The organism is Rhodococcus maanshanensis NBRC 100610 (assembly GCF_001894865.1).
Taxonomy (GTDB): Bacteria; Actinomycetota; Actinomycetes; order Mycobacteriales; family Mycobacteriaceae; genus Rhodococcus_G; species Rhodococcus_G maanshanensis.
The window spans coordinates 17,083-42,431 of the sequence record NZ_BCXA01000014.1; the positions used below are offsets into that span (position 1 = coordinate 17,083).

The 25,349-nt window shown below is 69.5% G+C and carries 27 protein-coding genes; 10 read left to right on the plus strand and 17 right to left on the minus strand.

What is annotated here, in order from left to right:
• Positions 1 to 46 precede the first annotated feature (46 nt).
• Complete coding sequence (locus RM1_RS07880; RefSeq protein WP_072750779.1) at positions 47 to 1,219, plus strand: lipase family protein; 1,173 nt, start codon at positions 47 to 49, stop codon at positions 1,217 to 1,219.
• 99 nt (positions 1,220 to 1,318) lie between these two features.
• Here RM1_RS07880 and RM1_RS26750 read toward each other — a convergent pair whose 3' ends face one another.
• From RM1_RS26750 to RM1_RS07915, 8 genes are all read right to left on the minus strand, one after another.
• Entirely contained in the window at positions 1,319 to 1,489 is a 171-nt protein-coding gene (locus RM1_RS26750; RefSeq protein ID WP_245816135.1) for an alpha/beta fold hydrolase, read from the minus strand.
• A 41-nt stretch (positions 1,490 to 1,530) separates the two neighbouring features.
• A complete protein-coding gene (locus RM1_RS07885) occupies positions 1,531 to 2,115 on the minus strand; it encodes an alpha/beta fold hydrolase (protein WP_245816136.1) in 585 nt (194 codons plus the stop codon).
• Between the two features lie 264 nt (positions 2,116 to 2,379).
• Positions 2,380 to 3,765 carry an HNH endonuclease signature motif containing protein gene (locus RM1_RS07890; protein ID WP_072750820.1) on the minus strand — a complete coding sequence of 462 codons (1,386 nt, stop codon included), beginning with the start codon at positions 3,763 to 3,765 and terminating at the stop codon, positions 2,380 to 2,382.
• A gap of 192 nt (positions 3,766 to 3,957) precedes the next feature.
• The gene (locus RM1_RS07895; RefSeq protein WP_072750780.1) at positions 3,958 to 4,752 is read right to left on the minus strand and encodes an ESX secretion-associated protein EspG; all 795 of its coding nucleotides are present in this window, start codon (positions 4,750 to 4,752) and stop codon (positions 3,958 to 3,960) included.
• Positions 4,749 to 5,990 carry a PPE domain-containing protein gene (locus RM1_RS07900; protein ID WP_072750781.1) on the minus strand — a complete coding sequence of 414 codons (1,242 nt, stop codon included), beginning with the start codon at positions 5,988 to 5,990 and terminating at the stop codon, positions 4,749 to 4,751. Before RM1_RS07900 ends, RM1_RS07895 begins: the two co-directional genes overlap by 4 nt.
• Before the next feature lie 32 nt (positions 5,991 to 6,022).
• On the minus strand, positions 6,023 to 6,331 hold the full coding sequence (locus RM1_RS07905; protein WP_072750782.1) for a PE family protein: 309 nt from the start codon (positions 6,329 to 6,331) through the stop codon (positions 6,023 to 6,025).
• A 130-nt stretch (positions 6,332 to 6,461) separates the two neighbouring features.
• On the minus strand, positions 6,462 to 6,812 hold the full coding sequence (locus RM1_RS07910) for a metallopeptidase family protein (protein WP_027501940.1): 351 nt from the start codon (positions 6,810 to 6,812) through the stop codon (positions 6,462 to 6,464).
• Between the two features lies 1 nt (position 6,813).
• Complete coding sequence (locus RM1_RS07915) at positions 6,814 to 7,806, minus strand: septum formation family protein (RefSeq protein ID WP_072750821.1); 993 nt, start codon at positions 7,804 to 7,806, stop codon at positions 6,814 to 6,816.
• A 221-nt stretch (positions 7,807 to 8,027) separates the two neighbouring features.
• Between RM1_RS07915 and serS the strand changes: the two genes are divergently transcribed.
• Together serS and RM1_RS07925 are read left to right on the plus strand one after the other, a co-directional pair.
• On the plus strand, positions 8,028 to 9,284 hold the full coding sequence (serS, locus tag RM1_RS07920; protein ID WP_072750822.1) for a serine--tRNA ligase: 1,257 nt from the start codon (positions 8,028 to 8,030) through the stop codon (positions 9,282 to 9,284).
• A gap of 21 nt (positions 9,285 to 9,305) precedes the next feature.
• Positions 9,306 to 9,698, plus strand: coding sequence for an ankyrin repeat domain-containing protein (locus RM1_RS07925; RefSeq protein ID WP_072750783.1), 393 nt, complete (start codon positions 9,306 to 9,308; stop codon positions 9,696 to 9,698).
• 4 nt (positions 9,699 to 9,702) lie between these two features.
• Here RM1_RS07925 and RM1_RS07930 read toward each other — a convergent pair whose 3' ends face one another.
• Both RM1_RS07930 and RM1_RS07935 read right to left on the minus strand, forming a co-directional pair.
• A complete protein-coding gene (locus tag RM1_RS07930) occupies positions 9,703 to 10,137 on the minus strand; it encodes a DUF6841 family protein (protein WP_072750784.1) in 435 nt (144 codons plus the stop codon).
• 32 nt (positions 10,138 to 10,169) lie between these two features.
• Positions 10,170 to 10,799: a TetR/AcrR family transcriptional regulator gene (locus RM1_RS07935; RefSeq protein ID WP_072750785.1), complete on the minus strand. Its 630-nt coding sequence runs from the start codon at positions 10,797 to 10,799 to the stop codon at positions 10,170 to 10,172.
• A 68-nt stretch (positions 10,800 to 10,867) separates the two neighbouring features.
• On the opposite strand from RM1_RS07935, the gene RM1_RS07940 reads away from it, so the two are divergent.
• A complete protein-coding gene (locus tag RM1_RS07940) occupies positions 10,868 to 12,658 on the plus strand; it encodes an AMP-dependent synthetase/ligase (protein ID WP_072750786.1) in 1,791 nt (596 codons plus the stop codon).
• Positions 12,659 to 12,661: 3 nt separating this feature from the next.
• Here the strand turns inward: RM1_RS07940 and RM1_RS07945 are convergent, their stop codons facing one another.
• Positions 12,662 to 13,111 (minus strand): winged helix-turn-helix transcriptional regulator, encoded by a 450-nt coding sequence (locus RM1_RS07945; protein WP_072750787.1) that lies wholly within the window; start codon positions 13,109 to 13,111, stop codon positions 12,662 to 12,664.
• Positions 13,112 to 13,216: 105 nt separating this feature from the next.
• Between RM1_RS07945 and RM1_RS07950 the strand changes: the two genes are divergently transcribed.
• Entirely contained in the window at positions 13,217 to 14,629 is a 1,413-nt protein-coding gene (locus tag RM1_RS07950) for an MFS transporter (protein WP_245816138.1), read from the plus strand.
• A 13-nt stretch (positions 14,630 to 14,642) separates the two neighbouring features.
• Here the strand turns inward: RM1_RS07950 and RM1_RS07955 are convergent, their stop codons facing one another.
• The 3 genes from RM1_RS07955 to RM1_RS07965 all read right to left on the minus strand — a co-directional run bounded on the left by RM1_RS07955 (position 14,643) and on the right by RM1_RS07965 (position 16,081).
• Positions 14,643 to 15,044: a VOC family protein gene (locus RM1_RS07955; protein ID WP_072750788.1), complete on the minus strand. Its 402-nt coding sequence runs from the start codon at positions 15,042 to 15,044 to the stop codon at positions 14,643 to 14,645.
• A gap of 54 nt (positions 15,045 to 15,098) precedes the next feature.
• Complete coding sequence (locus tag RM1_RS07960) at positions 15,099 to 15,692, minus strand: hypothetical protein (protein WP_072750789.1); 594 nt, start codon at positions 15,690 to 15,692, stop codon at positions 15,099 to 15,101.
• A gap of 95 nt (positions 15,693 to 15,787) precedes the next feature.
• Complete coding sequence (locus RM1_RS07965; protein ID WP_072750790.1) at positions 15,788 to 16,081, minus strand: hypothetical protein; 294 nt, start codon at positions 16,079 to 16,081, stop codon at positions 15,788 to 15,790.
• A 558-nt stretch (positions 16,082 to 16,639) separates the two neighbouring features.
• Between RM1_RS07965 and RM1_RS07970 the strand changes: the two genes are divergently transcribed.
• Positions 16,640 to 17,671, plus strand: coding sequence for an alpha/beta hydrolase family protein (locus RM1_RS07970; RefSeq protein ID WP_169922292.1), 1,032 nt, complete (start codon positions 16,640 to 16,642; stop codon positions 17,669 to 17,671).
• Between the two features lie 32 nt (positions 17,672 to 17,703).
• On the opposite strand, the gene RM1_RS07975 is transcribed toward RM1_RS07970, so the two are convergent.
• A complete protein-coding gene (locus RM1_RS07975; protein WP_072750792.1) occupies positions 17,704 to 19,251 on the minus strand; it encodes an MBL fold metallo-hydrolase in 1,548 nt (515 codons plus the stop codon).
• A 256-nt stretch (positions 19,252 to 19,507) separates the two neighbouring features.
• Here RM1_RS07975 and RM1_RS07980 point away from each other — a divergent pair, with 256 nt between their 5' ends.
• The 3 genes from RM1_RS07980 (at position 19,508) to RM1_RS07990 (ending at position 22,156) form a co-directional block, all read left to right on the plus strand.
• Complete coding sequence (locus RM1_RS07980) at positions 19,508 to 20,692, plus strand: LCP family protein (RefSeq protein WP_245816139.1); 1,185 nt, start codon at positions 19,508 to 19,510, stop codon at positions 20,690 to 20,692.
• Between the two features lie 76 nt (positions 20,693 to 20,768).
• Positions 20,769 to 21,512 (plus strand): lysophospholipid acyltransferase family protein, encoded by a 744-nt coding sequence (locus RM1_RS07985; RefSeq protein ID WP_072750794.1) that lies wholly within the window; start codon positions 20,769 to 20,771, stop codon positions 21,510 to 21,512.
• Positions 21,513 to 21,577: 65 nt separating this feature from the next.
• Positions 21,578 to 22,156: a SanA/YdcF family protein gene (locus RM1_RS07990; RefSeq protein ID WP_425528720.1), complete on the plus strand. Its 579-nt coding sequence runs from the start codon at positions 21,578 to 21,580 to the stop codon at positions 22,154 to 22,156.
• 63 nt (positions 22,157 to 22,219) lie between these two features.
• Here RM1_RS07990 and RM1_RS07995 read toward each other — a convergent pair whose 3' ends face one another.
• Positions 22,220 to 23,137, minus strand: a complete 918-nt coding sequence (locus RM1_RS07995; RefSeq protein WP_143069491.1) for an Ig-like domain repeat protein — start codon at positions 23,135 to 23,137, stop codon at positions 22,220 to 22,222.
• A gap of 244 nt (positions 23,138 to 23,381) precedes the next feature.
• On the opposite strand from RM1_RS07995, the gene RM1_RS08000 reads away from it, so the two are divergent.
• A complete protein-coding gene (locus RM1_RS08000; protein ID WP_245816140.1) occupies positions 23,382 to 24,212 on the plus strand; it encodes an HAD family hydrolase in 831 nt (276 codons plus the stop codon).
• On the opposite strand, the gene RM1_RS08005 is transcribed toward RM1_RS08000, so the two are convergent.
• The gene (locus RM1_RS08005; protein ID WP_072750797.1) at positions 24,209 to 25,294 is read right to left on the minus strand and encodes an NAD(P)H-dependent flavin oxidoreductase; all 1,086 of its coding nucleotides are present in this window, start codon (positions 25,292 to 25,294) and stop codon (positions 24,209 to 24,211) included. The two genes, RM1_RS08000 and RM1_RS08005, sit on opposite strands and share 4 nt — an antisense overlap.
• Positions 25,295 to 25,349: the final 55 nt, after the last annotated feature.

Genomic DNA, 25,349 nt, shown 5'->3' on the forward strand with positions numbered 1-25,349 from the left:
GCCCGGCGCCGAATGTGACCGGGCGCACAGCCGTGAGGAGAGAGTGATGACCCACCGACTTCGTACCGCCCTGGTGGCCGCGGGTGCGACATTGGTCGCCGCGACGTGGGTAGTGGCGCCTGCCGCGGCCGCGCCTGTCGCCGGCCAGGCCGAGGCCCCGGGCTCGGTCGTGAGCAGCGAGGAACTCCCGCGCGATCGCTGGCTGCCCGGCGCCGCGTCCTCGTCGCTGCTGACGTACTGGTCCCAGGGTCCGCAGGACAAGCCGATGCTCAGCACCGGCGCCGTCTACCTGCCCGAGGGGACGCCGCCCGAGGGCGGTTGGCCGGTGATCTCCTACGCGCACGGCACCACCGGGGTCGCGGACCAGTGCGCGCCCAGCGTCAATCCGCCGACCGAGCGGGCGGTGACCCATCTCGGCCATTGGCTCTCCCAGGGCTACGCGGTGGTGGCGACCGACTATGTCGGGCTCGGCACCCCCGGCGTGCATCCCTACCTGGACGGGCGCTCGGCCGCGCACAGCGTGATCGACATGGTGCGGGCCGCCCGCGCGGTCACGCCCGAGCTGTCGAAGAAGTGGGTCGCCACGGGGCAGTCGCAGGGCGGTCACGCGACGCTGTTCACCGCGAACATCGCCACCCGCTATGCCCCGGAGCTGGACTACCGCGGCGCGGTGACGACCGGTGCGCCTTCGAACATCGAGATGGCGCTGCCGCTGGGCGGACCGGCGTTCCCGAAGCTGCCGCTCAAGGGCACCACGGTCTACATCGCCAACGTCCTCGATGGGCTGCGGGCCGCGCGACCCGACGTCGACATCGACTCCTACCTCAGCCCCCTCGGGCGCAGCATTCTCGCCGATGTGGAGACCTCGATCTGCTACGGCGACGCGCGGACCAAGTACGCCGACGTCTCGATCGGGCAGCTGCTGTCGCGGTCGGTGGACACCCCCGAGTTCATGGACGCGGTCCGCTCGATTCTCTCCGTCCCCACCGGTGGCTACGACCAGCCGCTGCTCATCGCGCAGGGCCAGCAGGACATGGACGTCCCGATCCCGCTGACGCTGAAACTGGTCGCCGATCTCACCGCGAACGGGGTGGAGTTCGCGTTCCGCACCTACCCGACCGACCACGGCGGCACGGTGGCCGCCTCGGTGCCGGACAGCACGCCGTTCATCGCGAAGCTGTTTGCAGGCGAGAAGCCGTGCATGGGTAGCTCCTGCTGAGAGATCGATCGCAGTGCGACACTGGGCGTCATCGAATCACGGTGGCGCCCAGTGTCGTTGGTATCGGCAACGGCGTTGGTATCGGCAACGCGGAACGGATCAACCGGTCGGTGACGTGGCCGATCGGGTCTCGTCCATCGTCGCCTTGTGCAGATGCGCTCGGAGCGCGTCGGCCACGATCTCGGGATTCTCGAGCATCGGGATGTGGCCGACTCCAGGCAGGGTGATCTCCTCGACGTGATCGGGGAGTTCGTCGATCAGCCGCTGCATGCAGTCTTCACGCGTCGCAAAGGTGTCGAATTCCGACAGGATCACGAGGTGGGGACAGCGACGTTCTCGAGCCCGGTGAGGGGTCCGTCGCGCAGAAACGCCAACTGGATCGGCATGTAGACCGGGCAGTGGGACACCGCGCGGATGACGTCGGCCGCGTCCCCGGGGCTGACGGCCGACATGTCCCTACTGCAGTTGCGGATGACCGGCCGTTGAAAGCGCTCGCGAGTCGCGGCCCGATCGCCGAGCAGCCGCGCGGCCACGGCCAGCGGATACTGCAGAGCGAACCCCAGCCCCAGGCGAAATTCCGTGTAGGAGAATCTCTTCCAGCCCCCACTCGGATTGATCGGGGCGAGGGACCTGGCCCGGCCTCGGCGTTCTAGTTCGAACCCCACCTGGCCACCCAGCGAATTGCCCGAGATGTGGCAGGTGTCCCAACCGGCGGAATCGAGCTCACGCTCGATTCCATCGGCGATGCCGCGGACCCCGAGGTCGCGGATTCGGAGTCGCGGGCCGCCCCAATGCCCGGGCATCGTCAGCGCGAGCACGTCGAAATCGCTGGAGAGGTCGTCCACCACGCGGTGCCATACGTGATGGGACAGCGTGAATCCGTGTAGAAGCAGCACAGGCTCGCCCGATCCCGCGCGATTCGATGGTGTGACCATTGTTCCCCCCTGGTTCTTGTGGCCTATTCACCAGTAACACCCGTGTGCCCTGATGTCCAGGACGGGATTTCGGCGACGGCACGGGCGACGCCGGCGCCGGCGGGCCCGTTCGCCGAATCCGGATCCGGCGCAGGCAACTACCACCGCTCCTCCCGAACGCGCGGCGGGCACCGCCCGGCACCCCTCATTTCTGGGGGGTGTCGGGCGGTGCCGGTTGGTTTCGCCTCAGGCGGCGAAGGGGAGTTGGTTGCGCCGGTTGTGTGCCGGCACGGGTTGTCGGTGGGGGTCGACCCAGGGTGGTGGGGTGAACCAGGGGTGTTTGTCTTTGCTGATGGTCACGGTCCAGTCGCCGCGGTGGATGGTGGTGTGGTGGAAGCGGCAGAGCAGCACCAGGTTTGACAGGTTGGTGGGGCCGCCGTTGGACCAGTGTTGGATATGGTGGCCTTCGGTCCAGGCGGCGGGTCGGCCGCAGCCGGGGAAGGCGCAGCCGCAGTCTCGGGCGTTCAGGGCGCGGCGGAGTTTGCGGGGTATGAGCCGGGTGGTGCGTCCGACGTCGATGGGGTTGCCGTCGGGGTCCATGGTGATGGGGGTGATGTCGGCGTCGCAGGAGATCCGGGCGGCGAGGTCGAGGGTGATCGGTCCGAGCCATGGCATCCAAGCCGGTCCGCGCCGTCGACCCTGACCGCGTTCCCGTTGGTGGTGGTTGTCGGTGGTGGCGGCGAGGTCGTCGGCGTCGACGAAGACGTTGATGTGGGGTCGTTCGCCGCCTTCGGTGGGTGCCTGTCCGGAGTTCAGGTATGAGCCGACGATGTGGGTGAGGGCGTCGGCGCGGCGTTGGGCGGGGGTGCGTTGGTCTTTGCCGGTTTGTCCGTCGCGGTTGTCGGCTCCGGGGTGGGGTTTGGAGAGGGCGGAGAGGGCGGCGAGGAGGGCTTCGCCGGAGGCGGCGTCGAGGTGTCCTTTGAGGTGGACACGGCCACCGAGTCCGGGCGAGGCGTGGAACTCGTTGAGTTCGGCGTTTTCGGAGTCGGGGTTCTTCTTGTCTCCGTTGAGGATCAGTTCGAGTGCCCTGGCTCGGCGGGCGAGGGTGGTGGAGTCTTCGGTGCGGGCTGCGTAGAGGAGGTAGCGGGCGCAGGCCTGGGTTCGGGTGGCGTCTGCTCCGACGATGTCGAACACATTCTCAGCATCACCGTCGCCGGAAGCGTCACCGTCGGTCTCGGCCGTGGTGTTGTCGTTGCTGCGGGCCGGGGCATCGGGGTCGGGCACCTTGTTCAGGAGTTCGACGATCACGCGCACCTGGTCGTAATCGGCTTTCCCTGAGTCGAACTCGGCGGCCACCTCGGGGTGCTTGGCCAGCTCCCGCCCGAGCTTGACGATCCGGTTCGCCTGACCGGATGTCATGGTGGTCGCGCCCGCGAGCCAGTTGCCGGGCGAGGACGCCCCGACCTGCTCGGCCACGCAACGCTGATCGACCTGGTGCGTGAGGCGGACCCGCAGTGCCTCGAGCTGCCGCATCCGCAGGGACAACTCGGGAATCAGCCGTAGGAGATCGGCGTCGGCGAGCTGCCATGCGGCCACATCCTCTGGCGCGGAGAGCATCTCGTCGAGACCCATGGTCCGATGGTAGTCGAACACGTGTTCTATGTCAATGGGTTCGGTGAACGGGATGAGATCTGCTCGGCTGGGCTCGGCGCCCGGGGGTTTCAGAACGGCGGCACCACGAACCCCAGCAGCCTTACGCGCCTGATCGATGAATTGGGCTGTCGCACTGTATATCCGGGCGGCGAGATGGTTGTCTGCCGAGCGTCAGCTGACGGCGCCCACCAGAACGTCGATGGCCTGGCGGAATCGGGCGTCGCTGCCCGCGCTCAGCGTGGACCAGGCCGCCCCGTCGGCGGAAACACTCGAGGTGCCGACGATCCGGCCCCTGTCGGTGTCGAACACCGTGACGGGACCGCCGACCGGCTCGACCCTGCCGTCCCCGTGGCGGATCGCGACTATCTCGGCGCGCTCCCGGCAGCAGGCCAGCGCGGCGGCGACCGCCACGACATCCTGATCGGCGACCCCGAGCGCGGTGAGCCGACGCGCGGTGGATCTGGCATCGGCGCAGTCCGCCAGCGCGGCGGCCAGCTGCTCGGTCGGCGCGTTGACCACTCCCAGGTCGACCGGCGCCTGCCGTCCGATCGCGTCGAGCATCAGTTCCCCGGAGGGATGCTCGGCGCGCTGCAGCACATACGAGTCGGGTCCGCGCAGGGCGAGCACCGATCCCGTCGGTCCGTGCGCGAGGCAGAGCCGCGAGATCTCCTCTGCGACATACCACCGCAGCGCCACCTCCCAGTTCGGACGGGCCAGCACCTGCAGCCACTCGGCGACGTCCGGGTGCACCGCGCCCGCCTCGAGGAGCCCGCGTTCGGCAAGGGTCACCCGGGCGGTGTCGAATGCCGCGTCCCTGGCGGCAACCGAGTCGAACCGCGCCGTCGCGTTCAACACCACCGGCAGCTCGTCGATCCCGAGGACGTTCACCAGCAGGTCCAGCTCGTCGAGGCCGAGCGTCACCGACTCCAGTCGGGACGGCGGGGCAAGGGTGCCCGATTCGATCACCGCTCGTACTCCTGGGGGTCCGCCCCGAGGACGGCGGGGATGACGACGCGACCGTCGCTGAAGTGCTCGAAGTTCTTCAGGTAGGCGGGGGTGTGGTGTTCCTCGTCGTCCCGGCCGCCGCCCGCTGCGCCGCCCATCATCGGGGCGCCGAGCTGGCCCCCGCGCGGCCCGGCCGCGTCAGCCGCCTCCGCGCGTGCGGCGCCGGAGGCGAACGCCTCCGAGCCGCCCGGCACGCCCGTGGCCCCACCGCCGAGCCCGCCGGCTGCGCCGCGGCCCCAACCCTCGGGCAGTGTGGCGCGCCCGGCGCCACCGCCGCCGAAGCCGCCCGCGTCGCCGCGACCCATGCCGCCGGCCGAGGTCATGGTGCGGGTAGCGCCCGATCCCGAGCCCGAACGGCCACCCGCGCCGCCTGCCCGGTCTCCCGCCGGAGTCGCGGAGAAGCCGCCGAACGACTGGCCGGAGCCACCTCCGGTGATCGCGGACACCGCGGCGGGAGCGAGCGAGCTCGCGGTCGAGGTGACGGTGCTGAATCCGGCGCCCGCGATCGAGCCCGCCTGCGAGGCGGCGCTGACCACGGCCGGGTTCTGCGCCTGCGCCATCACCGCGGCCATCGCGGCGCCCGCCGGGTTGGTCCGCCAGTCGACGTCGTCCTTGTTCGTGGGCACCGCCTCCTGCCCGCCCGCGCCCGAGGCCTGCGCACCGGCTGCAAGCGGGGGCGGCGGGGTGAAGCTCTGCGGCACCGAGACCACGGTCGACGCGGCCTCATAGCTCTCCATGACCAGTGCCGCCCGCAGGTCCATCGCCCGGTCGGCGGCCTCCGCGGCTGCGCCTGCACCGGCCAGCGAGCCCCCGACGGTGTGCGCCACCACCTTCGCGGTCTTGACGGCCGCGATCTCGGGCAGGCTCGGCATGGTCAGCCGGGCCACGGAGTGCGTGCTGGCCGCTGCGGCGGCCTTGGCCGCCGTCGTCGTCGCCATCGCTGTGGACTCCTCGGTCCAGGCGGTGAACGGGACGAGCTTGGCGAGGGCGGCATCGGAGGCGAGCCCCTCCCAGCCCACCCGCAGCTCTCCCATCACCTTGGTCATGGTTGCGGACGCGTCCGTCAGGCCCGCCGCGATGTTGGTCCAGGCGACGCCTGCCACGGACAGTTGCACCGGCCCGACACCGGCGTTGAGGGCGGTCGAGTTCCAGGTGGCCCCGCGAGGCATCCAGACGACGCCGGTGAATCCCATGGTCATATCGGTGTCTCCTCAGATCCGGTGTCGGACGCTCACATGCCGGCGGCGAGCGAGGCACCCAGGGAATGGTCCTGGTTCTCGTACTCGGCGGCGTGCTTGCGCAGGGTGTCGGCGGCGATCCGCAGCTCGGTGATGCCGGTCGCGGCGGACGGCAGGAAGCTGTCGGCGACCGAGTTGAAGGAGGAGGCGACCATGGCCGAGACCTCTTCGCTGCCCGCGGGCGCCAGGTGCAGGGCAGGCGCGTTGACCCTGACCGTGGCCTCGAGGCGCGCCGCGAGGGCATCGAGCTGCGTGGCGGCGGAGATCAGGGCTTCGGGAGCGACAAACACATGGCCTGACATGGTCGCGGCCTCCTTGAGGGCTCGGCGGAGCGGGGCCTGCGGAGCGATCCGCGGACACCGAGATTGGTCGTCAAGAGGTTGGACGCGGCACGCGCCCGACCGGTTCCCACCAATTTCGCCGACCCGCCCGCTACCCCCAGCCGAGCTGGTGCAGACGCTCTTCCTCGATGCCGAAATAGTGCGCGACCTCATGGATCACCGTGATCGCGACCTCCTCGACCACCTGCTCCTCGGACTCGCAGACGTCGAGGAGGGCCTCGCGGTAGATGGTGATCGTGTCCGGCAGCGAACCGCCGTAATGGCTGTCGCGTTCGGTCAGCGCGATGCCGTGATAGAGCCCGAGCAGCCCGGGTTCCTCGGGGTCGCGGTCCTCCACCAGGACCACCACGTTGTCGATCGCGCGGGCGAGCTCGGCGGGGATCAGGTCAAGCGCCTCGGAGACCAGCTCCTCGAAGCGGGCCTCGGTCATCTGCACGGTCATGTCAGTTGCCAGCGCCCGGCAGCGGAACCGGCAGCGAACGGCCCTCGGGGACCGGCGGCGGCGGAATCGGCGGTGCGCCGTTGATCAGGATGTCGCCCTTGGCCGAGTTGACGATCGAGGCGAACCCGCCGGTGTCGAGCTCCTTGCCGACCGAGCAGGTGACCTTCCGGCTGCCGGCCAGCCAGCTGGTCAGGTCGATGTTGTCCCAGAACAGGGTGAGGGTCTTGTTCCGCAGCGCGTCCGGCGAGCCGAGGAACTCGTTGGACGCCTGCGTGCACGTCTCCTCCAGGTACTTGTCCTGGTCCGGGATGTCCGGGAAGCCGCCGGTGAACTTGGCGCCGAGGTCGACCACCGAGATCACCTCGAAGGCGTGCGGGTCCGTGCAGGCGACAGGGTCCGTCGGGACGTTCTGGTTGATGCCGATGCAGGTGCCCGCGTCCCAGGTCTTCGACTGGTCCTGCCCGGCAACCGTCCCGTAGATCGATTGTGGTTTGCCGGTCGTGCCCGAGTACTGCAGACCGCAGCGCAGCGTGCGTTCCCCGGCCGCCCAGCCGGCCACCCCCGGGTTGATCAGGCCGACGCTGAACTTGCCGTTCGGGTCGAACTTGGCGCCGAGGTACTCGTTCACCGCTGGGGTGCAGTGCTCGTCGCGGAGCTGGGAGAACCGGAGCACGCCCGGGAACTTCGAGCCGGGGCCGAACTCGGTGCCGGGGAAGTTGCTCAGGTCCACCTCGGAGGCGACCTCGAACAGGTGCTCCGAGGAGCAGTCCACCTTTTCCAGGTCGCTGGCGTCGTCCTCGGTCCACGTCAGGCAGTCGCCCGCGTGGGCGGTGCTGAACGCGCTGCCCGACACCGCGCCGGTCGACATCGGGCCGCCGGTGTTGGCGTGCGTGCTGAGGTCGTTCTCGCTCTTGAAGCCGCCGGAGAAGACCGCGGTCGCGATGGCGGCGATGACCGCGCCGAGCGCGATCGCGACGAGGGCACGCCTGGTCATGGTCGCGGACAGATGGTGTCCGGGCTTGTCGGCCGACGGGGTGCCCGAGTCGCGGGTCGCCTCGGTGTCGAGGCGCGCGTCGTCGTCCCGCCCGGAGGCGTCGCGTTCGTTGGCGTGTTCGTCGGACATCTCGTCCATCATGCCCGTTGGTCGCGCCGATGCCGAACCTTCCCCTGCACGCGGTGAGGGCCGTGCCCGCGTACCAAGTAAGGTTTGTGGTCGTGATTGACCTCAAGTTCCTGCGCGAGAATCCCGACGTCGTCCGCGAGTCACAGCGCACCAGGGGCGAGGACCCGGCCCTGGTCGACGCGCTGCTGGCAGCCGACGAGGCCCGTCGTGCCGCGGTGCTGGCCGGCGACAACCTCAGGGCGGAGCAGAAGGCGCTCGGCAAGAAGGTCGGGCAGGCGTCCGCGGAGGAGCGGCCCGCGTTGCTCGCCGGGTCGAAGGAACTGGCCCAGAAGGTCAAGGACGCCGAGGCCGCGCAGCACGAGGCGGACGCCGCGCTCGAAGCCGCGGCCCGCGCCATCTCGAACATCGTGCAGGAGGGGGCACCGGCGGGCGGCGAGGACGACTTCATCACCCTCGACACCGTCGGCGAGATCCCGTCCTTCGACTTCGAACCGAAGGACCACCTCGAGCTCAGCGAGTCGCTCGGCCTGATCGACATGGAGCGCGGCGCCAAGGTGTCCGGCGCGCGCTTCTACTTCATGACCGGTTACGGCGCGATGCTGCAGCTCGGCCTGCTGCAGCTGGCCGCGCAGAAGGCGACCGCGAACGGCTTCACCCTGATGATCCCGCCGGTGCTGGTGCGGCCGGAGATCATGCAGGGCACCGGGTTCCTCGGCCAGCACTCCGAGGAGGTGTACCACCTGGAGCAGGACGACCTGTACCTCGTCGGCACCTCCGAGGTCCCGCTCGCCGGGTACCACTCCAGCGAGATCATCGACCTGAGCGAGGGCCCGAAGCGGTACGCGGGCTGGTCGTCCTGCTTCCGCCGTGAGGCGGGCAGCCACGGCAAGGACACCCGCGGCATCATCCGCGTGCACCAGTTCGACAAGGTGGAGATGTTCACCTACTGCAAGCCGGAGGATGCCGACGCCGAGCATCAGCGGCTGCTCGCATGGGAGCGGGAGATGCTCGCGGCAATCGAGGTGCCGTACCGGGTGATCGACGTCGCCGGTGGCGACCTCGGTTCGTCCGCCGCGCGCAAGTTCGACTGCGAGGCATGGGTTCCGACCCAGCAGGCCTACCGCGAGCTGTCGTCGACCTCGAACTGCACCACCTTCCAGGCCCGCAGGCTCGGCACCCGTTACCGGGACGAGAACGGCAAGCCGCAGACCGCCGCGACCCTCAACGGCACGCTGGCGACCACCCGCTGGATCGTCGCGATCCTGGAGAACCATCAGCAGGCCGACGGCAGCGTCACCGTGCCGGTGGCGCTGCAGCCGTTCGTCGGGACCGACGTCCTGCGGCCGTAGTTCCCGGTAACTTCGGTCGACATGACGGACGATCCGATCGACCCCCGGCTCCAGGAGATCGCGCAGCGGGTCTTCGACGCGGCCAGGGCGGGTGACGCCGGGACCATCGCCGCCTACCTCGACGCGGGCGTGCCGGTGAACCTCACCAACGGCACGGGCGACACATTGGTGATGCTCGCCGCGTACCACGGCCACGCCGAGGTGGTACAGCTGCTGATCGAGCGGGGCGCGGACGTCGATCGGCTCAACGACCGCGGTCAGTCACCGGTCGCGGGCGCCATCTTCAAGGGCGAGGAGGCCGTGGTGCGCGCGCTCGCCGCCGCCGGGGCCGATCCGAACGCCGGCCACCCGACGGCCGTCGACTCGGCGAAGATGTTCGGCAGGCAGGACTACCTGGAGTTGTGGCGCTCGTAGCCGGTCAGCCGAGGTCGACGCCGAGCCGGTCGGCGAGCTCGCGCAGCTTCTGCGCGTCGTCGATGCCGACCGAGACATACGTGTGCACGCCGTCCGGGTCCTCGCGGAGCACGTACTCGTAGTCGCTGGTCGTCAGCGGCTCGCCCGCGGAGTCGAGAAAGGTCCACCGCACCCGGACCCGGGCCAGCCGGTCGGTGAGCGCGGCCGATTCGAGGACCTGATGCGAGATCCCTGCGAGTCCCAACTGCTTTAACAGCGGGTACGACTGGCGCAGGCCCTCCGCCATGTCCGCCCGGCTCGAGAGCGACCCGGCGAACTCGTCGGTGAGGATGGTGCCCGGCATGCCCCACATCGCGGCGGTCGCCTCGGCGTCGAACGAGGTCAGTGAGTTCCCGTAGGCGGTGAGATAGCGGTCGATGGTGTCCCGATCCAGTGCCATCGCTTCACGATAGGCCCGATCGGCCGGGGCGCTCAGCCGTGCTCGCCCCTGACCGACTGCCAGATCCGTTCGGGCAGTACCCGCGCCGCCTCGTCCAGGTCGATGCCGGGCGCGGCCGACAGCCAGCGCCTGCTGGTCTCCGCGACCGGTCCGATCACCAGCATCTCGATCAGGGCGGGGGACAACGCCACCACCCGGCCTGCTTCGACGTGCGGTGTCATCCAGTCGGCCATCGCCTGCATGCGGGGGCCCTTCTCGGCCGCGAGCTGCTCGGCGTACGCGGGCAGGAAGCCGGAATAGGCCGAGGCGTGGATGAAGTGTGCCTGGGCACGGTGCCGCCCCACCCAGCGCAGGTAGGCCGCGGCCATCGCCTTGATGCCGGTCCGCGCGGTCCGGCAGCGCACCAGCTCGGCGATCAGCGAGTCCAGCAGATCGGACATGCAGCGGCTGTAGAGGGCTGCCGACAGGCCGTCGAAGCTGCCGAAGTGGTGGTAGAGGCTGCCGACGCTGACGCCGCTCTCCCCGGTCACCGCGGTCATGGTGAACCCGGTGGGCCCGGACTGCGCGAACACCGCCAGCGCCCCGTCGAGGAGTCGCTGCCTGGTCTCGGTGCCGCGATGCTGCGTGCCGATGTCCACCTCCGGGGCCCACGGGCAGGTCATTGACAGGCCGCCGCGCATTGAAGACACTTTCTAGAAAAGCTCTCTAATTTTAGCGGAGGGGTCTGCGCATGCGCGAGTACGAGTTACCAGCGACGTTCACCATCCCGGCCGATGTGTCGATGGCGGACACGGTGTTCCGGCACGCGCAGGACTCGCCGGACTTCGTCCCGTTCCAGCTGCCGACCGGGTCGGGTCACTGGTCCGATGTCACCGCCGCCCGGTTCGCCGAGAGCGTCACCGCGGTGGCGAAGGGCCTGATCGCCTCCGGTGTCGCGCCCGGGGACCGGGTCGCGATCATGTCGGCGACCCGGTACGAGTGGGTGCTGCTCGACTACGCCATCTGGACAGCGGGCGGCTGCACGGTGGCGATCTACGAGACTTCGGCTGCGGCGCAGGCGAAGTGGATCCTCGAGGACTCGGGGACCACGCTGCTGATCGTGGAGGCGCAGCGGCACGCCGACACGGTCAGTGAGGTGGCGGCCGCCGCTCCCGCGCTGCGCGAGACGCTGCGGATCGACGCGGGCGCGGTCGACGAGTTGGTCCGTCGCGGGGCCCAGGTGGACGACGCGGAGCTGCGCGCGCGGCGCGGCGCGGTGGGTGCGAGCTCGCCGGCCACCCTCATCTACACCTCCGGCACCACCGGTCGTCCGAAGGGCGTGCAGCTGACCCACGCGAACCTGTTCGCCGAGTCGGTGGCGGCGCGCACCGCGCTGAGTGACGCCCTCGCCGAGGGCAAGCGGACCCTGATGTTCCTGCCGCTGGCGCACGTTTTCGCCCGCGCGATCTCGGTGGGAGCGTTCGATGCGAAGGTCACAGTCGCGCACACCGCGGACTGGACGACGCTGGTCGATCAGTTCGCCGCGTTCAAGCCGAACTTCATCCTGTCCGTGCCGCGGGTGTTCGAGAAGGTCTACAACGCGTCCCGGCAGAAGGCCGTCGACGGTGGCAAGGCCAAGATCTTCGACAAGGCGGCGGTGACCGCGATCGAGTGGAGTCGCGCCAGGGACGAGGGCGGGGCCGGTATGGGGCTGCGGCTCCGGCACGCGTTGTTCGACCGGCTGGTCTACGGGAAATTGCGGGCCGCGCTCGGCGGCGAGTGCGACCTCGCCGTTTCCGGCGGTGGCCCGCTGGGTGCCCGGCTCGGGCACTTCTTCCGCGGCGTCGGCCTGCCGATCTACGAGGGGTACGGCCTCACCGAGACCAGCGCTGCGGTCACCGTGAACACCTCGACCCATCAGCGGGTCGGCACCGTGGGCCGCCCGCTCGACGGACACGCGGCGCGGATCGCCGACGACGGCGAGCTACTGGTGCGCGGGCCGGTGGTGTTCGGCGGTTACTGGCACAACGAGGAGGCCACCGCGGACGCCTTCGTCGACGGCTGGTTCCGCACCGGCGACCTCGGGACGATCGATGATGCCGGTTTCGTCACCATCACCGGCCGTAAGAAGGAGATCATCGTGACCGCGGCGGGCAAGAACGTCTCCCCGTCGCAGCCGGAGGATGCGCTGCGGGCGCACCCGCTGATCGGCCAGTGCATGGTCGTCGGTGATGCGAAACCCTTTGTCGGGGCGCTGATCACACTCGACCCGGAGGCATTGCCCGGATGGCGGGAGCGCAACGGGGTCGCCGCCGACGTGCCGCTCGCGGAGCTGGTCGGTCACCCGGCGATGGTCGCGGAGATCGATGCCGCGGTCGCGGAGACGAATGCGCAGGTGTCCTCGGCCGAACAGATCAAGAAGGTCCGGATCCTGGCCGTCGACTGGACGCAGGAGACCGGCGAGCTGACCCCGAAGATGTCGCTCAAGCGCAACGTGGTCCTCGAGCGCCACGCGGTCGACGTCGAGGAGATCTACGCCTGACGGTCAGCGGGCGCCGGTCACGAGGTCCCGCTCGGCGTCCGCGCGGAGGTCGTACTCGGCGCGGGCCCTTGCGACCTCGTCCTGATGCACCTCGGTCCAGCTGACCAGCGCCTGGATCGTCTCGTGCAGCGTCTCGCCGAGCGGGGTGAGCGCGTAGTCGACCCGGGGCGGCACGACCGGGTACACGGTGCGCCGGACCAGCCCGTCGCGCTCGAGCTGCCGCAGTGTGACGGTCAGCATCCGCTGGCTGATGCCGTCGATCTCCCGGCGTAGCTCGGTGAAGCGCAGGGTTCGCCGGTCGAGCAGCGCGATCACCAACAGGGACCACTTGTCCGCGATCCGGTCCAGGATCTGGCGGACCTCGCAGTCCTCCCTGGTGTCCCACTGATAGGGGTCCCGGTCGCCGACGGTACCGGCGCAGTGAGTCGGTTCCTTCAAAGTGCCTTCTTCCATGGTCATCGATGGTGCCGAAGAATGGGGCAAGTTACAAGAGGGAACCGACCAGACGGTGAGGAACCGAAGGTGCGGTTTTCCGACGGCCGATCGAAGGAGCGTTCAGTGCTGGAATCCCCGCAGGCAACCCTGCTCGAACGAGAACGCGACCGCTTCACCGGCCGCGAGTGGGCCATGCTCCTCGTGCTGTGCGGCGCCATCTTCCTCGAGGGCGTCGACGTTTCGATGTTCGGTGTTGCGCTGCCCTCGATCCGCGCCGACCTGGCGATGTCCACCGCCGAACTGCAGTGGGTGATCAGCGCTTACGTGCTCGGCTACGGCGGCTTCATGCTGCTCGGGGGCAGGGCCGCGGACCTGCTCGGCAGGCGCCGGATGTTCCTGATCTGGCTCGCGGTGTTCATCGCCTTCTCCGGTCTCGGCGGGCTGGCATCGGAGGGCTGGGTCCTGATCGCGGCGCGCTTCGTGACGGGGGTCGCCGCGGGTTTCATGGCACCCGCCGGACTGTCGATCATCACCACCTCGATCGCCGAGGGGCGCAAGCGCAATCAGGCGCTGCTGGTCTACGCGGGAACGGGTGCGGCCGGCTTCTCGCTCGGCCTCGTCGTGGGTGGTGTGCTCGCCGAGTTCTCCTGGCGCTGGGTCTTTTTCGCTCCCGTGATCCTGGCCGCGCTGATCCTGCTCGCCGGCATCCGGCTGATCCCGGTACAGGCGCGGCCGGGCTCGCGGTCGATCCGGGACTTCGACCTGCTCGGTGCGTTCAGCGTCACCGGGGCGATGCTGCTGCTGGTCTACGGGGTGGTCCGGGCGCCCGACGTCGCGCTCGGGTCCACCCTCGCGGTCCTGGCGGGCGGTGTCGCGCTGTTGGCGCTGTTCGTCACGGTGGAGCGCCGGGTATCCGCGCCGCTGGTTCGTCTCGGCATCCTGCGCTCTGGCCCGCTGGTCCGGGCGAACATCGCCGCGCTGCTGTTCGCCGGCTCGTTCGTCGGATTCCAGTTCATCCTCGTCCTCTATCTGCAGGAACTGCGCGGGTGGTCGGCGCTGGCGACCGGCCTGGCCATGCTCGCGGTTGCGGGCGACGCGGTGCTCGCGCCGACACTGACGCCGCGGCTGGTGAACCGGTACGGGAACGTCCGGGTGATCTTCGCCGGGCTGTTGGTGGCCGGGGTGGCGTACGCGTCGTTCCTGTGGATCGGCGCCGACGCGGCCTACGCGGCGATGCTGCCCGCGCTGATCCTCATCGGTGTCGCGTTCGCGCTGGTGTACGGGCCGCTGACGATCGCGGGCACGGACGGGATCGCCGAAAACGAGCAGGGCCTGGCCGGTGCGTTGCTCTACACCTCCTGGCAGCTCGGTTCGGCGCTCGGGCTCGCGATGGTCACTGCGGTGCAGGTCATCACGCTCGGTGGCGACCACTCGGAGTCGGGCCTGCTCGACAGTTACCGTGCGGCCCTGACGGTTCCGGTGATCGCGATCGCGGTTGCCGCAGCGGTGACCGCGTTCGGGCTGCGCAGACGGTGACCCGGGGGAGGGGTCAGTCCCGGTCGTGGTGGCACACGGCCTCGAGGAGGAATCCGTGCGGATCGGTCCAGAAGGTGGCGTAGTACGGCGGCGGGTACTCGGGGAATTCGCGTGGGGCGTGCACGATCTCGCTGCCGAGCGCGGCCACGGCATCGGCGACCTCGCGAACCCGGGTGCGGGTGGGGACCACGAACGCCAGGTGCTGCAGCCCGGCGCGCTCCCGCGAATACCCGGACGCCGGGTCCGCCGCCGGGTACAGGAACAGGTAGGTGCCACGCTTGCCGTCGGCGGGACGGTAGGAGTGCTGGGTGATGTCGCCGAAGAACGTCTCGAACCCCAGCAACGGCAGGATCTGGTCGTAGTACGCGACCGCCCGGCCCAGGTCCGGCACGTTGATGCCCAGGTGTCCGATCATCGCCGCCCCCTCCGCGTCGGCCTCGCCATAGCCGTCGACGCCGAGGACCGTCCGCTACCGGGCGCTCATGCCATGGACCGGTGTTGCGTGGATGCCGGTGCCGTATTCGTGCCGAAGTCCGCTGTGCGCGATGAATCCACCGGCGTGTGGCAGCACCGGACGCGAGCCGATCTTGTCGACCGCCATCCGCCGGATGGCGCGGTTGAGCCTGCTCGAGGCCCTCGTGACCGCCGCCCAGTCCCAGGCGGCGGGATCACCCAACTCGGGCAACGTTTCAGCCCACGCTGCCGCACGCTTGGCGCTGTTGTGATTGGTGTGGCTCCAGCGCAACTCCTCGGCCCATGGTCCGCCGTACCGGAGCTGTATCAATCCCCAGCCTTCGCAGGTGTATCGGAAGGTGGCCCCGCCACCGGCGCCAGGAAGTAGGTCGATCCGACTGGCCAAGGGTTCCGGCCCCGACCCCGCGACGAACAATGCCAGGGACCGACCCCGTCGGCTGTCGGGGACGTCGGCGGCCTCCGAGAACTCCCGCAGCTCGGCACCGGGTTCCGAATCGGACTCGAAGACGCGGAACAGTTCCAGGTCGAACACCGCCTGGACGACCGCGGACCAGTCATCGTCGACGGCGTAGAAGTTCAGGTTCGGCACCCGCTCACTATGTCAGCAGGAAGGCCGAACCCGATGCCCGTGAACCGTTGGGTGTGAACCGTCCGGTGGCTCAGGTTTGTTGTCCGTTCTCCGTCTCAGGCGGCGCTCTGGAAGATTCCGGGGGGCTCGCAGGGATTCGGCACCACTTGATCCCGCCGATCCTGGAGGTCCTGGTTGCGTTCGATCCGCTCTCGCTCCCGGTCCTGTTGCCACGTGTCGTCGTCGTCCATGTCCCGGTCGTCGAAGGGCGAGCTGCTGTTCTGGATCTCGGGGCACGGGACCGGGTCCTGTGCGGCCACCGCCGTTCCCGCCCGATCGTCACCGTAGCCACCGAAGAGCACCGCGCCTGCGGCAAGGAATCCGAACATCCAGGTGATCGCGAGTTTCACTGACTCGTCCTTCCTGCGAGGGAAGGAGGGGTCGACGCGATGTGGGCACAGCGTTCTCCCGGCGACAATGCCGATTGTCGTCGCCCCGCCTTCCGGCAGGCGTTCGTCATGCTCGCGACGTGGCGGTGCCATCGGTCTGTGCGATCGCCCGCTCGCCCACCGGAAGTGGTGGCCGTGGACATGGCGCGCCTCGAATAAACCGTGTCTTTGTGTAACGACGGGGCGGCCGTTGAAATTCCCGGCGACGGGCGATCCCGGTAGGCACGACGTCGATCTCATGCCTGCGAGCGCCCGCGACAGGCGATCCGGACCGAGTTCGCCTCGGGACGGACTTCCGCGCGGGAAGAGATCTTGCCTGTTACGGTCGGTGCGGCGGGGGTCATGTCGACGGTTGCGGATACGCGTACGCCTGTGGGGGGCAAGTTGATCAGTCGGATTGCAATTGCGGCCGTGTGCGCCTGCGCGTTGGTGCTCGGGAGTGCGGACGCCTCCGGCGCGGCACCCGTGGGCGTGACCGTCCTTCCGCCGCCGTCCGGTCAATCCTCGGTGGGAACGACCGTGCTGCATCTCGTCGATGAGTCGCGGCAGGATCCGTTTCAGCCCGATCGCCGGCGGGAGTTGATGGTGTCGGTGTTTTATCCGGCGGCCGACGTCGGCATGCACCCGCGCGCGCACTACGCGTCCACCGAGTTCGTTCCGGGCCTGGAAAAGCGTCTGGGAGTCGAATTTCCAGGCCTTCTGACCAATTCGTATACGGAAACGCCGGCGCTGACCGACTCCGCGCATCCCGTGATTCTGTACTCGCCGGGCGGCGGGGTCTCGCGCCTGCTCGGGACCGGTCAGGCCGAGGATCTGGCCAGTCGAGGCTATGTGGTGGTCACCATCGACCACACCTACGAGGCCCCCGCCGTGGAATTCCCCGGCGGGAGGGTCGCCTCGGCCGCGCCGGTCGCGGGGGGTTACGGGAAGGACATCCGGAACAAGTACATGGCCGCCAGGCTGCTCGACACGCGGTTCGTCCTCGACTCACTCACCCAGTTGGCAGGCGGAGCGAACCCCGACGCCGACCACCGCGAACTGCCTGCCGGTCTCGATCGCGCGATCGACCTGGAGCATGTCGGGATGGTCGGCCACTCCTCTGGTGGGTACACCGCGGTCGAGGCGATGCACGGTGACCGCCGCATCGACGCCGCAGTCGATCTCGACGGTCAGATCGGTGTCGACGAGCAGTTCGGACGCGCCGTCACCGAGGGGGTGGACCGTCCCGTGCTGGTCATGACGAGCCAGCAGATCGAAGAGGTCGGGGACGCCAGGCCGTCGCTCGACGCGCTCTGGCAACACGCCACAGGCTGGAAACGGCAAGTGACGATGCGGGATTCAGCGCACTACGACTTCACCGACATGTCCGTGCTGGTGCCTGCGGCCGTACAGCCTGCCGCCGCGCGCTACATCGGGCCCATCGCAGCCCAGCGCTCGACGGTCCTCGTCCGCACGTACGTCGCGGCCATGTTCGACAAGTTCCTGCGGAACCGGTCGGGCACGGTGCTCGACCAGCCGCCAGCAGATCCGGAGATCGCCGTGCTTCGCTGATTCGCCGCGAATGTTGGTATTCCAGTTCGGGCCTACAGCTTCGACGAGCGCAGCTCGTGGCCCTTCGACGTCTTGCAGCGTCCGGTCTCGAGGTCCCACTGCCAGCCGTGCAGGTTACAGGTGAGGTTGGTGCCCTCGACGACGCCGAACTTGGACAGGTCCGCCTTGAGGTGCGGGCAACGTCGCTGGATCTCGTAGCCGCCGACCTCGATCGAGGCGGAGTCGTCGTGCGCCTCGGAGAACCAGCCGTCGGCGTACGCGATCCGCTCGTCCGTCAGGCACTTGAAGAAGGTGTAGAGGAACTCGTTGTAGCCGCCGACCCGCCACGCCTGGAACCGGGTGGACAGGAAGATGGTGTTCACCCAGTCGGGCTCGTCGTCGCGCAGGACCGTGCGCACCAGCTCGGGCGCGATGCGGAAGCCGTACCGGTACTTGCCCTCGCCCTCGATCGGCTCGCGCACGGTGCGGTTCGGGAAGTCGAGGACGACCGTCTCCTCGCCCATCACCAGGCCGACCGGGTAGCCGATGCCGTCGCAGATCAGATCGGACTGGGCCATGATCGGCTCGAACTTCGCCCGCAGCGGTCCGAGCAGCGGCTCGCCCTCGGCCGGCGCCCACGACGCCTTCTCCGCCGCGAGGACCGGCGCCATCCGCTGCGCCATGTCCTCGATGTAGGCGGCCTTGTCGCTGAAGATCTTGTCGACCTCGGCGTCCGGGATCGGATGCGACAGGGCGGCCTCGGACCCGTGGATGTCCACCGTCGAGCCCGGGATCATCAGCAGGCCACCGTCGTTGCCGTGGATGCGCATCTGCTCCAGGAACACGATCTGGTCCGGGAAGATGTTGCCCTCGTCGCCGCGATCGTCGTTGAGGTAGCGCAGCTCCTCGTCCAGGAACACCGGGGGACCGGCCGACGGCACCACCCAGGTGGCCCCGACCTGCTCGATGTAGCTGCGGCAGCGGTCCATGCCGCGCTGGCGCTTCTGCTTGCCGAAGTTGGCCTTGGTGCGGGTCGGGATGTCGTAGACCATCGGGTACCAGATCGCGCCCGAGTACTGCAGCAGGTGGATGTCGATCTTGCCGAACTGCTCGTGCAGCACGTCCATGTCGACCGGGCGCGCGTCGTTCATGTTGAAGCAGGTGGTCTCGCCGTCGGCGACGACGAGGCCGGAGTCGCCGATCGGGCCGTCCGCGGGGGCGCGCAGCGCGATGATCATGACGTCCAGGTCACCCTTGGGACCGGTCACGGTGTGCTTGACCGAGTCCTGGGTCTCGAAGAACTTGGTGAAGCCCAGCTTCTCCAGCTCGCGCTTGAGGTCCGGCACCGGGTAATCCGGCAGCAGCACCGTCGCGTCCTTGTTGACGTGCTTGCTGAGCGTCTCCGGGTCGAAGTGGTCCTTGTGCAGGTGCGAGACGTAGAGGTAGTCGCAGTTGCCGAGGGCGTCCCAGTCGAGCCCGGTGTTGTCCGGGAACGGGAACCACGATGCGAAGTAGGCGGGGTTCACCCAGGGGTCGCACAGGATCGATCCGGCCTTGGTCTGGATGTGGAATCCGGCGTGTCCGACGCTGGTGACCTGCACTGGTAGTCCTCCTGGGGGTTTACGACGGCTCCAGGGTAGGCGGCCGAGAGGCTGCGCGGCACCTCGCGTGGCGTCGGCCACTCCGGAAAGGGACCAAGGTCCTTCCGTCGGCGATCGCGCGCGGCGCGTCCGTACGGTGGATGCGGTGAATGCCCGGAACAGTTCTCGCCACCCGGTCCGTCACCCGCGAGCGGCGGATCGACCATCGGGACGACACCGTGCACGGCAGCAACGACGTGGCGGGCGGGCCCGGCTGTTGTCGGCCTCGCTGTCCGCGATGGTGCTCGGTGGTGTCGGCCTCGGTTGGGCGGCGCAGTCCCACCTGACCTCGGGGCTGCAGGTCTCGGACGCGCTCGACGCGCTCGCGGGGGACGGCCCGAAATCCCGGCATGGCGACGCGAACATCCTGTTGATCGGGTTGGACAGCCGCAAGGCGATGGACGGCAGCGACCTGCCCGCACAGTTCGTCACCGACGAGCTGCACGCGGGGGACAGTGGCGTCGGCGGCTACAACACGAACACCCTGATCCTGCTGCACGTCCCCGGCGACGGCAGCCGGGCGACGGCCGCCGCGATCCCGCGCGACGACTACGTGAGCGTCCCCGGGTACGGGATGCGCAAGATCAAGGAGGCCTACGGCCTCGCCAAGGCCGACGAGGACAGTCGGCTCGCCGAGGCGGGTGTCGACGACGCCGAGCGGGAACGGCAGGCGCGCGACGCGGGTCGCCGCTCGACGCTCGCGACGGTGCAGAACCTGCTGCAGGTGCCCATCGACCACTTCGCCGAGGTGAACATGCTCGGCTTCTACCACCTGGCGCAGGCGGTCGGTCCCGTCAAGGTCTGCCTGAACAATGCCGTGCAGGACGACTTCTCCGGGGCCCACTTCAAGGCCGGTGTGCAGTCACTCGACCCGGCGCAGGCGCTGGCGTTCGTGCGCCAGCGGCACGGTCTCGACAACGGGGACCTGGACCGCACGCACCGCCAGCAGGCGTTCATCGCCGGGGTGATCGCCAACCTCAAGAGCAGCGGCGTGATCGGCAACATCGGCAAGATGCAGGCGCTGGTCGACGTGGTCAAGAAGGACATCGTCATCGATTCCGGGATGGACCCGGTGTCCTTCGCCTCGCAGGCCGACAATCTGACCTCCGGCAACCTGGACTTCTTCACGCTGCCGATCGAGGAATACGCCACGATCGACGGGCAGTCCGTGAACCGGGTCGACCCGGACCGGCTGCGGGCGGAGATCGCGGCACTGTTCGGCGGCGGCCGGTCCGCGGTCGTGCAGGGCGGCAGGCAGGCGCCGGGTCTCCCGGACCGTGACGAGCCCGCGCGGGGCGCGGCGCCGGATGCGGGCCTGCGCGCCTTCGCGGGCGACGTGCCCACCTCGGGGCCGCAGGGCGGGGCCGTGCGGGCGGACGACGGCATCCCCTGCGTCGACTGACCGACCGGGCGTGGGGAGTTCGCCCCGCTCTCGTCGTGGTGGGCCGGATCACGGCAGTCGGGCTACGCTGGCCGACGTGGAACCCGTCTACAGAACGATCATCGGCGTCGCCCGCGTGGTGTTCGCCGCCGAGGGATTGAAGTTCACCGTCAAGGGTGACGAGCACATCCCGGCCACGGGTGGGGCGGTGATCGCCGTCAACCACACCGGGTACATGGACTTCACCTACGCCGGGTTGCCGGTGCGCACCGTGAAGCGCTACATCCGGTTCATGGCGAAGAAGGAGGTCTTCGACAACAAGATCTCCGGGCCGATCATGCGTGCGCTCCGGCACATCCCGGTCGACCGCGCCGCAGGCGCCGAGTCCTACCGGGCGGCGGTCGACGACCTGCGCGGCGGGGAACTGGTCGGCGTGTACCCGGAGGCGACGATCAGTCGCAGCTTCGAGCTCAAGGAGTTCAAGTCCGGCGCCGCGCGGATGGCCATCGAGGCCGGCGTGCCGATCATCCCGATCGTGATCTGGGGCGCTCAGCGGGTCTGGACCAAGGGTCACCCGAAGCGGTTGGGGCGCACCAACACTCCGATCTCCATCGCGGTCGGCGAGCCGATCCAGCCCTTCGAACCGGCCAGTGAGCTCACCACGAAACTGCACGCGACGATGGAGTCGATGCTGCACGAGCTGCAACAGGGCTACGAGCACCCGGCGGGCGCCTACTGGGTGCCCGCGCGCCTCGGCGGCGGCGCCCCCACGCTCGAGGAGGCCAACCGGATGGATGCCGAAGAGGCCGAGGCGAAGGCGGCACGTCGGGCGCAGCGATGAGGCGTCGGCTGCTGCGCGTCGCGGGTGCGGTCGTCGCCGTTCCTGTCGTGCTGCTGCTGGGTTCGATGGCCTGGGTGGCGGTCGCCTCGGCCGGGCACGTGTACGACCCGGAGGACGCCCCTGAGGCCCCGGTGGTGATCGTGCTCGGCGCCAAGGTCAAGGATGGCAAGCCGATGTCCTTCCTCGCCGGTCGCCTCGACGTCGGCGCGCAGATGGTGCGCGAGGGCAAGGCCCGCGCGGTACTGGTCTCCGGCGACGCGAACGGCACATCCGGGGACGAGATCGCCGCGATGACCGACTATCTGGTGGCCAAGGGCATCGATCGGACGCTGATCGTCGGCGACGGCTACGGCCTGGACACCTACGACACCTGTGCCCGCGCCGCGACGACCTTCGGCGTGCGCAAGGCCCTCATCGTCAGCCAGGGGAATCACGTCGCCAGGGCGGTGGCGCTGTGCCGGGATGCCGGTATCGATGCCGACGGCGTCAAGGGCGACTGCGACTGCCGCTTCATCACCGTGGCCAGGAACACCGTCCGCGAGTGGCTGGCCAGCCCGAAGGCGGTCGCGGACATGCTCAGCAGCCGGAACCCGAAGGTCGTCTCGGATCCCGACGACTCGCTCGAGCGGGCACTGGCCGGCTGACCGCGCCGGGCCCAGACGACGAGAGGCCGGCTCCCCGATGGGGAGCCGGCCTCCGTTGTCAGGTCAGGATCCGAAGATGGACCCGATCGAGCCGAAGTCGACGGAGCCGGCGCCCGGGTCGACCGGGTCAGGGCCGCCCGGGTCGACAGGCCCGCCCGCGCCGACCGTGATGGTCGCGAGGGCCTGGCCGCCCGCGTTCACCGGCACGTCGTTGGCGGGCCGGGTGCCGTCCTTCGGGGTGCAGAAGGTCGGAGCGTTCTGGTTCGAGCCGAGCGCGAACGCCCGCGCAAGGAAGGTGTCGTAGTTCTTCTCGCTGTTGTAGTTCGCGGCGTCGCCCGAGACGCGCACCGTGGGGGTGACCACGCCCTCGGCGACGGCCTTGACGGTGACCTCGACGGCGGGCAGCTGGAACTTGGTGGAACCGTCGGCGGTCGGGTTGCCGTCCATGTCGGTCTTCGTCTTCTCCACCGCGATGCCGCCCGGGGTGTTCAGGCTGGACTTCGGGCCGTTGCCGACGGTCTCGTTGTCACCGGACAGCCGCAGGATAGTGCCCGCCGCATCGGGCTCGCCCGCGTCGTTGACGCGGATGACCGAGGGCGCGACGCCGGTCAGGCCCTTGCCGGTGCCCGCAACGACCGTCGCGCCGACGAACTCGGTGTTCGCCGGGAGCTCCCAGTCGATCTTGAGGCGCTGGATGTCGGTGGTGGTGGCGATGGACTCCTTGTCGGGCAGGGAGCTCACCGTCGGCTGCAGGCGGTAGCTGAACTGCTCGCCGACCTTCACGGCGGCCGGGGCGTCGATCGTCATGCCCAGCGGCTGCGACATGTGCTGGGTGAGGATCGCCCTCGCCTGGCAGGCGCCCTTGAACTCGATCGAGGTGGGCGCGGCGGACGCGGGCGACGCCAGCAGCAGGCTGCCTGCAGCCATTGCCGCGGCAGCGACCAAAGGGACCGCACCCCGGCGAACGTGCGTGAAGGACATGTAGTGCTCCTTACTGAGTCAATAGTTAGTTGCACAGAAGTAAAGAGATTCTGTGACCTGGACCATAGAGGAGAACTTGTTCGCGTAGGTACCGAATCGTTGAAACCGCAATCGGCCCAGCGTGGTGAGGGGTATCGGCGCCGTCGAGCCGCTTTCGATGGAACGCGTTGCACCTGATCGACCCGGTCTCGTCCGCGTGACCGCCGCGGTCTGTGCGGTCGGTGGTTCCGGCATGATGGGTTCGGTGCAGGACAACCGACACACCAAACCCCTGCTGATCGCGAGCGACGTCGACGGCACCCTGATCGACGACGACGAGAAGGTCAGCCCCCGGACCAGGGCCGTCGTCCAGGCGGCAGTGGCCGACGGGACGCCCTTCGTGCTGTCCACCGGGCGCCCGCCGCGGTGGATCGCGCCGGTGGTCGACGAACTCGGGTTCGCGCCGCTCGCCGTTTGTGCGAACGGCGCGGTGGTCTACGACAGCAACGCGGACAGGGTGCTCAGTGCCGTCACGCTGTCCACCGGCGAGCTGGGCTGGCTGGCCGATCTGGCGATGGCCGCCCTGCCCGGCTGCGGCCTCGCCGCGGAGCGGGTCGGGGCCAGCGCGCACGACGCGGCCACCCCGCAGTTCGTCAGCTCACCGGGTTACGAGCACGCCTGGCTGAACCCGGACAACACCGAGATGTCCGGGGACGAGGTGCTGGCCCATCCCGCGGTGAAGCTGCTGATCCGGCTGCCAGGCACCCGCAGCGCCGCGATGGCCGCCGCCCTGGCCCCGCTGATCGGCGACCGCGCGGACCTGACCTATTCGACCGACAACGGCCTGATCGAGGTCTCCGCCCCCGGGATCACCAAGGCATCCGGGCTCACGGTGGTCGCCGAGCAGCTGGGCATCCCGGTGTCCGGCATCGTGGCGTTCGGTGACATGCCCAACGACGTGCCGATGCTCACCCTGGCCCGGCACGGGGTGGCCATGGAGAACGCGCACCTCGACGCGATCACGGCGGCCGACGAGGTGACGACCTCGAACTCGGCGGACGGCGTGGCGCGCGTCCTCGAGCGCTGGTGGGGCTAGCGGCAGGCCGCTGAGCGAAGCGTGCGGGTGGTGCCGGCAACCAGGTGCTCGAAAACCTCCGTGGCGTCGCGTCTTTCGCTCAGCAGCGGTGCGCCCTGGCCGGACCACAGCGCGAGCAGTTCGGCGTCGCCGCTGTGCGCGGCCGCGGCCTTGATGGGGGCGGTGAGCCACAGCTGCTGCGGGTACGGCGGGAGGTCGGCGTTGGCGTGCTCGTCGAGGAACTCGTTGCGGATGCCACGTGCGAGCCGCCCGGAGAACGCCGTGGTCAGTGCGGTGTACCTGGCCCGGGGAGAGCGGAGCATCTGCTTGTGCGCCTCAGGGGCGCCGGACTGGTCGGTGGCCAGGAACGCGGTTCCGACCTGAACGGCGTCGGCACCCAGCATCAGCGCGGAGGCGATGCCGCGTCCGTCCGCGATACCGCCGGCCGCGATCACCGGGATGTCGAGGGCGGCGGACAGCTGGGCGGTGAGCGGACCGGTGGCGATGGAGTCTTCGGCGGGCCGCAGGAACGCCGGTCGATGCCCGCCCGCCTCGTAGCCGGAGGCGACGACGGCATTGACGCCCGCGTCGCGCAGCGCCAATCCCTCGTCGAGATGTGTTGCCGCGCCCAGGGTTCGGATACCGCGGCGGCGGCACTCGGCGAGGATGTCAGGCTCTGGGATCCCGAAGACGAAGCTGAACACCGCCGGCCGCCGCTCGAGGAGGACCTCGACCTGGGCCTCGAAGTCGGGCGGGGCGGGCGCCCGGTAGGCGGGGGCATCGATCCGGGCGCGGCGGAACCACGGTGCCAGCGCGTCGCTCTGGCGGGCGTGCGTCCGCGGGTCGAGGGTTCTCGGCTCGCCGGGCAGCGGCACCCACAGGTTCACCGCGAAGGGGCGGTCGGTCGCGGCGCTCAGCTGGGCGAGGGTGGCGTCGAGTTCGCTGGGGTGGAGGTGGTGGGCGCCGAACGAGCCGAGTCCGCCCGCGTCGGAGACGGCGGCGGTGAGCTCGACGCGCGAGATCCCGCCTCCGAACGGGCCCTGCACGATCGGGTAGGTGACCCCGAAGTCCCTGGTGAAGTGCGTGTCTGTCCAGTCGGCCATGGCGATGACGCTCCTTGTCCGGCCGAGTCGGATTCGGCCCGAGTCCGAAACTAGA

Coding starts and splice junctions, on each gene's coding strand:
- RM1_RS07880 (WP_072750779.1), top strand. CDS start 47: ATGACCCACCGACTTCGTACCGCCCTGGTGGCCGCGGGTGCGACATTG.
- RM1_RS26750 (WP_245816135.1), bottom strand. CDS start 1,489: ATGCAGCGGCTGATCGACGAACTCCCCGATCACGTCGAGGAGATCACC.
- RM1_RS07890 (WP_072750820.1), bottom strand. CDS start 3,765: ATGGGTCTCGACGAGATGCTCTCCGCGCCAGAGGATGTGGCCGCATGG.
- RM1_RS07900 (WP_072750781.1), bottom strand. CDS start 5,990: ATGACCATGGGATTCACCGGCGTCGTCTGGATGCCTCGCGGGGCCACC.
- RM1_RS07905 (WP_072750782.1), bottom strand. CDS start 6,331: ATGTCAGGCCATGTGTTTGTCGCTCCCGAAGCCCTGATCTCCGCCGCC.
- RM1_RS07910 (WP_027501940.1), bottom strand. CDS start 6,812: ATGACCGTGCAGATGACCGAGGCCCGCTTCGAGGAGCTGGTCTCCGAG.
- RM1_RS07915 (WP_072750821.1), bottom strand. CDS start 7,806: ATGACCAGGCGTGCCCTCGTCGCGATCGCGCTCGGCGCGGTCATCGCC.
- RM1_RS07925 (WP_072750783.1), top strand. CDS start 9,306: ATGACGGACGATCCGATCGACCCCCGGCTCCAGGAGATCGCGCAGCGG.
- RM1_RS07930 (WP_072750784.1), bottom strand. CDS start 10,137: ATGGCACTGGATCGGGACACCATCGACCGCTATCTCACCGCCTACGGG.
- RM1_RS07935 (WP_072750785.1), bottom strand. CDS start 10,799: ATGACCTGCCCGTGGGCCCCGGAGGTGGACATCGGCACGCAGCATCGC.
- RM1_RS07940 (WP_072750786.1), top strand. CDS start 10,868: ATGCGCGAGTACGAGTTACCAGCGACGTTCACCATCCCGGCCGATGTG.
- RM1_RS07945 (WP_072750787.1), bottom strand. CDS start 13,111: ATGGAAGAAGGCACTTTGAAGGAACCGACTCACTGCGCCGGTACCGTC.
- RM1_RS07955 (WP_072750788.1), bottom strand. CDS start 15,044: ATGATCGGACACCTGGGCATCAACGTGCCGGACCTGGGCCGGGCGGTC.
- RM1_RS07990 (WP_425528720.1), top strand. CDS start 21,578: ATGGCCTGGGTGGCGGTCGCCTCGGCCGGGCACGTGTACGACCCGGAG.
- RM1_RS07995 (WP_143069491.1), bottom strand. CDS start 23,137: ATGTCCTTCACGCACGTTCGCCGGGGTGCGGTCCCTTTGGTCGCTGCC.
- RM1_RS08005 (WP_072750797.1), bottom strand. CDS start 25,294: ATGGCCGACTGGACAGACACGCACTTCACCAGGGACTTCGGGGTCACC.